The sequence below is a fragment of the Enterococcus sp. DIV0660C genome, assembly GCF_017316125.1.
In the GTDB taxonomy this organism is placed as follows: domain Bacteria; phylum Bacillota; class Bacilli; order Lactobacillales; family Enterococcaceae; genus Enterococcus_B.
Genome location: NZ_JAFLWA010000050.1, coordinates 1 through 7,257, shown reverse-complemented (window position 1 = coordinate 7,257; position 7,257 = coordinate 1). Strand labels below are relative to the sequence as shown.

General features: G+C 30.7%; 11 protein-coding genes. 2 read left to right on the top strand and 9 right to left on the bottom strand.

The window, feature by feature from the left end:
- A partial coding sequence (locus DOK81_RS11705) for a helix-turn-helix domain-containing protein (protein WP_206911082.1) occupies positions 1-285 on the top strand: 285 nt, incomplete at its 5' end.
- Between the two features lie 10 nt (positions 286-295).
- On the opposite strand, the gene DOK81_RS11700 is transcribed toward DOK81_RS11705, so the two are convergent.
- From DOK81_RS11700 to DOK81_RS11670, 8 genes are all read right to left on the bottom strand, one after another.
- Positions 296-1,666: an SEC-C metal-binding domain-containing protein gene (locus DOK81_RS11700; protein WP_206911079.1), complete on the bottom strand. Its 1,371-nt coding sequence runs from the start codon at positions 1,664-1,666 to the stop codon at positions 296-298.
- A 280-nt stretch (positions 1,667-1,946) separates the two neighbouring features.
- Complete coding sequence (locus DOK81_RS11695) at positions 1,947-2,447, bottom strand: hypothetical protein (protein WP_206911077.1); 501 nt, start codon at positions 2,445-2,447, stop codon at positions 1,947-1,949.
- 249 nt (positions 2,448-2,696) lie between these two features.
- Positions 2,697-2,819 carry a hypothetical protein gene (locus DOK81_RS12410; protein ID WP_277988533.1) on the bottom strand — a complete coding sequence of 41 codons (123 nt, stop codon included), beginning with the start codon at positions 2,817-2,819 and terminating at the stop codon, positions 2,697-2,699.
- Positions 2,791-3,240 (bottom strand): response regulator transcription factor, encoded by a 450-nt coding sequence (locus DOK81_RS11690; RefSeq protein ID WP_206911075.1) that lies wholly within the window; start codon positions 3,238-3,240, stop codon positions 2,791-2,793. The genes DOK81_RS12410 and DOK81_RS11690 overlap by 29 nt, the downstream gene beginning before the upstream one ends.
- A gap of 4 nt (positions 3,241-3,244) precedes the next feature.
- Positions 3,245-3,706 carry a hypothetical protein gene (locus DOK81_RS11685; RefSeq protein ID WP_206911073.1) on the bottom strand — a complete coding sequence of 154 codons (462 nt, stop codon included), beginning with the start codon at positions 3,704-3,706 and terminating at the stop codon, positions 3,245-3,247.
- 220 nt (positions 3,707-3,926) lie between these two features.
- Complete coding sequence (locus tag DOK81_RS11680) at positions 3,927-4,106, bottom strand: hypothetical protein (RefSeq protein WP_206911071.1); 180 nt, start codon at positions 4,104-4,106, stop codon at positions 3,927-3,929.
- A 199-nt stretch (positions 4,107-4,305) separates the two neighbouring features.
- Positions 4,306-4,653, bottom strand: a complete 348-nt coding sequence (gene ssb, locus DOK81_RS11675) for a single-stranded DNA-binding protein (RefSeq protein WP_206911067.1) — start codon at positions 4,651-4,653, stop codon at positions 4,306-4,308.
- A gap of 34 nt (positions 4,654-4,687) precedes the next feature.
- Positions 4,688-5,212, bottom strand: coding sequence for a hypothetical protein (locus tag DOK81_RS11670; protein ID WP_206911065.1), 525 nt, complete (start codon positions 5,210-5,212; stop codon positions 4,688-4,690).
- A gap of 631 nt (positions 5,213-5,843) precedes the next feature.
- On the opposite strand from DOK81_RS11670, the gene pepG1 reads away from it, so the two are divergent.
- Entirely contained in the window at positions 5,844-5,987 is a 144-nt protein-coding gene (gene pepG1, locus DOK81_RS11665; RefSeq protein WP_347401449.1) for a type I toxin-antitoxin system toxin PepG1, read from the top strand.
- A gap of 195 nt (positions 5,988-6,182) precedes the next feature.
- Here pepG1 and DOK81_RS11660 read toward each other — a convergent pair whose 3' ends face one another.
- Positions 6,183-6,968: a replication-relaxation family protein gene (locus DOK81_RS11660; RefSeq protein WP_206911062.1), complete on the bottom strand. Its 786-nt coding sequence runs from the start codon at positions 6,966-6,968 to the stop codon at positions 6,183-6,185.
- Positions 6,969-7,257: the final 289 nt, after the last annotated feature.

Below are 7,257 nucleotides of genomic sequence, written 5' to 3'. Positions count from 1 at the left end.
TTCATTAAAGATTTAATCATACAGATTTTGGCCATGATCGCTGAACAAGAACACACTGAATCTAAACGACGCCAGGCACAAGGAATTAAGATTGCAAAAGCCAACGGTGTTTACAAGGGACGTTCGAAACTTTATAGCGCAAACACAAAAAATCCTCAACGACGTTTAGTTTATGAAAACATCGTTAAGGATTTAAATGAAGGAATTGCTATTTCAAAGATTGCGAAAGAATACAATATTACTAGGCAAACTATTTATAGAATAAAAAAAGAAGTTATTAGCTAAAGTGAAATGTTTACTTCAAGCAACATTTCTTATATTTTTTTCCACTACCACATGGACAAGGAGAATTTCTTCCTACTTTTTCTGACTTTGTTTGTATTCGTAGATTATTAGAAAACGAAATTTCCTTAAAATGGGGGACAAAGTGTTGTTTTATGTAGTGGATTTTTCTCAAGTTGTACACCAATTCTAATATATAAAACATTAATTCAAAGTTATCAATACAAAGTGAAGCAAACTCCATTAAATACATACTTTGAATATTATCTCTATCTCTAAATACTATTTTCTGCGTAACATAGTCAATTTCACTATCAAAATGCTGTATAGCATTTCTTTTTTTTGAATCTAAACTTTGAATGGGTAAACTAAATGGTTCATCTTTGTTCATCCAACCTAATTTGTTACCCTTAAGAAGTTTAAGATAATCTTCATAGGTTTTATTTTCTTTTTGAAACGAATTATAATTCCCTCTTACAGCTACATTGTTTAACCCAATGACAAAATCTAAGTTTTCAAGTATCCATTCATAACTTTTTGCATAAAATGAAGTTAGTTCTTCGAAGTCAGCAGTCATTATCCCATATCTTTCTTTGTCAACGCTATCAAGAGTATTAGCTCGTTTTAGTATTATAACAGGAATTAATTGTTCATATATTTTGGCAAAAGACTCTATTAACTTAAAAGCCTTTCTTTCTGTAGTAGTAAAATTTTTTTCTACTTTTACTATAAATTCTTCATATGCTAATGCGTTATCTTTGTCCTTTAGAATAGTATTTCCTATGTCTATAAATCTGGGTAAAGATTTTTTGTCTAAGATATTACTAATCCCTGTAGTTGTAATCAATAATTGGTGTAGGCAAACACAAGCATCCAAGTTATTAGCCACTTTTGTAACACCTAAATGAGGATATTTGGGTAGTTCGTTTCTAATTTTTTTATATAAAATATGATTTTGTCCATTCCAGAAAAGCTCAAAAAAAGATTTTAGTTCGTACCATTTAGATTTATAATAGTTAGCAAAAAACATTGTATTTGCCATGATTTGTTGAGGTTCAATGGCGTTGTGATACCATTGGAGTGATCTCGTATAAGGTGACAACTCAACAGAGCTTGCTCCCATATTCTTTTCCTTTATTTTTCTTGTTGGAAACTCAGCTGATAGTTCTACAGAATAAAAGTTATAATCATACTCGTCTACCAAATAGGCATTATTGATAATCACTTCATAATGCTTAACATTTTCAAGCAATATTTTACCATCAATAGAAGTTTTACATTTTGGACAATTCAGATGAAATGGAATATCAAAATATCCCAATTGCATTCTAAGATTAATCGTAGTGTCACACATATTACACTTAATAAATTCATTACCAACCACTTACAAAGACACCCCTTATTATTTCTATTTATTTTACACAATACAGCATATTTTATACTTCTTCTAGCCTGATACAGAATTAAAAATTCTTTGTACTATTTCATTTTAGTAAACCTTATTCGCTATATTTTTCATTATAAAATCACCTTTGCTATCTCATTAGCTTATTTTTATTTTATTACTTCATTATAAAATTCAATTACCTAACGTTGTTGTCCTCTTAGAAATTCAACTCTATTAAAGATATAATAAAAACCGACAGAGTATACCCTGTTGGACTTTAAATAATATTATTAATTATATAAAATTTCGAGTTTGGATATTTTAAACATAAATCAAATAACTTAAATATTAAATCTGAAGAAGTTAAAAAAATGTTATCAATAATAATTATTTCATAATTCTTTTTTAATTCTTTTTGTAGGGTAGTAAATAAAAATTTAGCCGTATTATCAAATGAATATATTAAGTCATAATAATTTTTGTAGTAACCTATTTTAGTAATGTTTTGGATGGTTAAAAACTCATGTTCACAATCAGCTTCACTTGATAACAATAATTTTTTAGTAGTATCAAAATTGAATAAATTTTCAACATAATATGTTTTACCTGAACCTGTGATACCTTCAATAACTGTGACATTACGTGAAATATACTTATTTATTTCAAGGTTATGTACTCCTACAAATGTTTGCTTGATAATTTTTTCACTACTGTCTAAGTTCATAAACACGTTCATTCCTGATGAGTTAAAGGCATTTAATTTAAAAATTTCATTCATTAACTTTCCACTCCTTGTCATGTTCCAATAGCCTATTGGCTTTCAGCCCACTCTTTTAAAGTATAAATATTTATTGCTTTACCTTGTCTTTTCATATCATTATTAAATTGAACTAGAATATGTTCAGGTATTCCAGTTAGTTCACTTTGAATAGATAATTTGTCTTTATTGCTTGTTTCTTTGTTACTCGATATTTCTAAAGGATTAAAAGTGCTAGTTTGACTTAAACTTATTATCTCTTTTGATATATTAAAGCACGCCTTGAAAAATTCTATTAGAAAAAGGATTTGCACTGGAATAGCCTACGATAATATTCACCATAACAATTGCTGGAGCAAGTAGATCATTTATTATTCTTATTTTTCTTGCCATTATTTTCCCCCTTACGATAAATTGCTAAATTATTCACTGTAGAAACTGAAATAGCAAGCTTTTCAGCAACCTCTTGTGTCGTATAACCACCTTCAAGCAAATTATTTACCTTAATACTTTGCGGCGTGGCATATACTCCTTCATGAATTAGTATTTTTCGCACTTTATCACGTGACATATTATGATACATTGCTGTTTCTCGAATAGAACTACTATTCAAGTAAGTGCGAATAATAGCATCTGCATTCACTTGAATAGTTTTTTTGTATTTTTCTTCTAATTTATTTCTGTATTCACGAGCAGATTCTAAAGTTGTAAAACCTCTTTTTTGATAGTGTTTACGATTGACGACTAAGTCTACTCGATATTTTTTAACCTCGTTTTGAACGTAAGAGGTAATTCCTGCGAATTCTGTTTTCATATTATCAATCTTCTTTATTGGCATCTACATAGTAAACGTAAACTTCTTTATCCATAAAATTAACAGTATATACATCTAGTGTGTCATTTAGTTTAATGTCATCTAAAGAAATAACTACTTTTACACGAGAATGTTTTGATCCGAAATCATCTGATAACATTTCTACGGTTTCACCATTCATGACTTTTTCTGGATTGAATTCTTCTAACTCACCGTGTCCGAAATCTCTTTCTGCGAAGTCGTTTTCGATAAATGTTTTTAATGTTTCATATTCTTCCATGATATATTCCTCCCAAAATTCTTGTAGTTTGATTGCTTTATCAAGCGACATGTTCAAAATATTTGCACTACCTTTACGATAATTAGTAATAGTCATTCTGCTAACGCCAGTATCTTTTTCAATTGAGTAAGCCGATAAATTCGAATCCATTAGTTTTTGTATTGAATCCGTATCTATAATTGTCATTTTTATTCCCCATTCTTATAAATATTCGTATTCAAATTTGGCTAGAACCATTCTATCTCCGATATTTTTAACAAATCTCTGTCTTTCATAGAAAGCGATCAGTACCTCATTTCCATATTTATATTATATCGTATATCAAGATATACGTAAAGTATAATATACGAATATTTAGGATTTATCAAAGTGATATCACTATTCTATTAGATAGCCAATAGTGCTATCACTTTGACAAAATAGGCAATTCAAATCCTGCTTTTTCTTGAGCAATCAACAAATCTAAAGCTATACAGAACAACTTCGATTCACTCTTATTATATTTTTTCTTTAACCTTCTCAGTTCTAGTTGTCTTTGCTCATTGACTGTCACTGGTAGACGTTTATTTTCTGAAGCCAAAACCATTTCATTATCACCTCAATTTCTTCTTGTATCCACTGTGCAATTGAATAGCTCTAGATCATTTTTAAGGGTGAGAAATATTCAAATGTCTTTCATTTTTGCTTTATTTTTTTAATCTCAACTTTTGCAAAGAAGAAAGCCTAAAAGCTTTCTTCACTCCATGAAGCTAATTAAAAGAAGGGGACAACTAGCCCCCTCTTAACTAGCTATTTTTATTACGTTTTTCAAACTGTTCTTTTGTTTCTAATAGTTCAAAACTTCCAACCAACGTTTCAATGACATAACGTGTATTTCCTTGTTGGTCATCGTAGTTTCGGCTACGCTGTTCACCAGTAACATATATTAAACTTCCTTTTCTTGTATAATTTGCTAATGCTTCTGCTTGTTTCCCCCATAGAACACAAGGTAAAAAATCTGATTCAATTTCTCCATTTTGATTTGGAAAGCTTCGTTTGCTTGCCAAAGTAAAATTAGCCACTGCTTTTCCGTTTGATGTGTAACGTAAATCTGCTTCTTTCGTTAATCTTCCTACAATAGTACTTGTATTCATTTATTTTTCCTTCTTTCATTTCTTATTCAATTATTTAATACGTTCCAAAATGTCCAATGTTTTCTAATGTAACTAATGCGTTTGCTAAATCATATGGACTATTTAAAATGTGTCTATGATATCTAGTGAAACTTTCTTTATTTTTGTTCATTAGAACAACCGATTTATCTTTAAAGAAAGCAATGGCTCTAATTGTTTGATTTTCATAAATTTCTATTCCGTCATAAGTATTTTTTTCCTCTAACATGGTATAAATCTCTTCCGCTGAACTATATTTTCCTTCGATTGCATTTTCTAAAACATCATAGTCATACTTACAACTGACGTATGTGTTACATCCTGATAAAATTTCACCCTCTACGTGCTCATCATAACGAACACTTTCGAACCCTTTTTTGACTAAGTTTTCAATTTTTTGAGATTCCAAAGTTAAATCTAAAAGCGTGATAGAAATTGACGTGCTTCCATATCCGACGTATTCTACTCGAACACGTATATTTTTCGTTTCATAACCATGTTCTTTTAAATATTTTTTGACTGTATTTGCGGTTGTTTTCATTTTCAATGTTCTCCTTGTTTTTGATTTTGCCAAGTTCATTTCAGCAAGCGATTTGTGGGTGGCGAAAAAATTTGATTTTGAAAAATGTCACTGATTTGTTGTTTAGATTTCTCCTTTTTATTGTTTGATCTTGGATCATTTCGAGCTGAGCTGATAGCGGTTTGGCGTGCTTATGATTTTCACCTGAAGCAGTCAGAAAAAAAGGGAGTGCCGTAGGAAAAAATTTTGAGTGGGTTTCTCAAAAATTTTTCCGCCCCTTTTTTTCTGAATGTGGAAGGTGTATAAGCACTCTCGCCAATCCGATAGCAGCGTTCTCCGCTCGTTTGAGCCAAACAATCAATAGGAATGAAACAACAAACCAGCGCTCTGACATTTTTTAAAATCTAAAAAATATTCTGGTACAGAATATTTCCACTTGCGGAAATCATTGCGTGCAATGAGGTTCCGCTTCTCTTATCTTTTGAACTTTTTAAGGAGTAACTACTTTGAAAAATAGACAACAAAAAAATCAGTTCAATTCCTTTTCAACAAGGTTTTGAACTGATTCATTCACGTTTATTTATATGCTATAATATGATCGACAGTAAAGTTTAATGACGGTGGCTATCCAATCGAAAGTGAGGTGGTGCGTATGATCGTACTTCCAAAATCTTATGAAAGGAGACGCCTTTTGTCCGCATATGAGACAATTCAAACTATTCTCGGTTTTGGTATGTTTACCATTGCTTTGATTAGTTTGGTTGTATCCATGCTTAAACAAGACAAAAAGAAATAGCCGTCACTTTAGCGAGCAGACTGGCTATTTCCAAAAAATAATTAGTGTGTGCCACCGTTCTTTAAACGGTGCTGTCTGAGAGAAGTTGTTTGCGCAACTTCTCTTTTCGTTTTTATTATAGCACGCTTTATAAAAGAAAACTAGATTCATGTTTTAGCTTAAAATCAAAAAGGCGGGTCTCGCTTATTTTTTAAGTTACCAATTGATATGTGAATCATCCAAAATCAATTCCTCCAATCGTTCTCGAAATTCATCTTGTGAGAAAATGTGGAAGCGAGAAAAAACATCTTCTGCATTAACTGCTCTGTCTTCAATTTCTTTTTTGTATCTTTCCAGTTCTTCTAAAATAATAGTTGAAGGCGAGACATATATTAAATGGGCATCTTTATGTTTGTTCAAATGATTAATGTATTTTACAAACACACCTTCCTTGTATCGACGTTTCGTTTTAATCGTCAACTCAATTTCAAAATACCAGTTAATACTTTTTCCTGTCTGCGATTCAAAACGTAAGAGAAAATCAGAAACAAAAAATACACGCTTATTTTTACTTGGCTGCATGTCCTTCACTTCGTAAACTTGTCGGCGCTCACTTTGAATGTAACGTAAATGTTTCTGATCTCCAACAACTTCTAAAGTTTCAAGCAAAGCCTCATTAATCATCAAACAATGATACCAATTATACTTAGGAGATTTTACTAATGGATAGTAACCTCGAATTGCCTGGTGGCCTTCCCGCTCCAAATAATGAATTCTAGTTTTACTATCTTTATCAGAAATAAAATAATTTGTTAACTCATTCTCATTCATCAGTGTTAAACGACGACGAATTGTTTTTTCTGTAATCGGGATTACAGGGTTAATAAATTCTTGTAATTGTTTGGCTGTCACTAATCTTAATTCGTGTAATAAACACATAATAATTATTTCGATATTTTCTTTTTTATATTCAATGTAGTAGTTATACAAAATATTTTTCATCTACAACCTCCACTCTTATTTTTGAAAAGGTGGTACACCTTTTATCTGATTGATTCTTTTCATTCGTATTTATGTTTTCTTCTATTTAGATTTAAATATTTTTTTCTTTGATCTTTATTAATTCTCTCTGCTCTCATTTTTTTTAGTTCTCACTAATTCTTTTTTTGACCTTTTCTGACTTCCTTTACTCTGATCTTTTTTTCTTTTTTCTTCTTTCTTTTTCACATTTCTTAGGCGGGCTTAGTCGATGGGGCGCTGGACTTTTTGTTAGTTTTTTTTGACCATTTAC

What these genes read in the sequence shown, in the direction of transcription:
- pepG1 (WP_347401449.1), top strand. Translation starts at nt 5,844, where the DNA reads ATGATCGTACTTCCAAAATCTTATGAAAGGAGACGCCTTTTGTCCGCA.
- DOK81_RS11695 (WP_206911077.1), bottom strand. Translation starts at nt 2,447, where the DNA reads ATGAATGAAATTTTTAAATTAAATGCCTTTAACTCATCAGGAATGAAC.
- DOK81_RS11680 (WP_206911071.1), bottom strand. Translation starts at nt 4,106, where the DNA reads ATGGTTTTGGCTTCAGAAAATAAACGTCTACCAGTGACAGTCAATGAG.
- ssb (WP_206911067.1), bottom strand. Translation starts at nt 4,653, where the DNA reads ATGAATACAAGTACTATTGTAGGAAGATTAACGAAAGAAGCAGATTTA.
- DOK81_RS11690 (WP_206911075.1), bottom strand. Translation starts at nt 3,240, where the DNA reads ATGAAAACAGAATTCGCAGGAATTACCTCTTACGTTCAAAACGAGGTT.
- DOK81_RS11660 (WP_206911062.1), bottom strand. Translation starts at nt 6,968, where the DNA reads ATGAAAAATATTTTGTATAACTACTACATTGAATATAAAAAAGAAAAT.
- DOK81_RS11685 (WP_206911073.1), bottom strand. Translation starts at nt 3,706, where the DNA reads ATGACAATTATAGATACGGATTCAATACAAAAACTAATGGATTCGAAT.
- DOK81_RS11670 (WP_206911065.1), bottom strand. Translation starts at nt 5,212, where the DNA reads ATGAAAACAACCGCAAATACAGTCAAAAAATATTTAAAAGAACATGGT.
- DOK81_RS12410 (WP_277988533.1), bottom strand. Translation starts at nt 2,819, where the DNA reads ATGGCAAGAAAAATAAGAATAATAAATGATCTACTTGCTCCAGCAATT.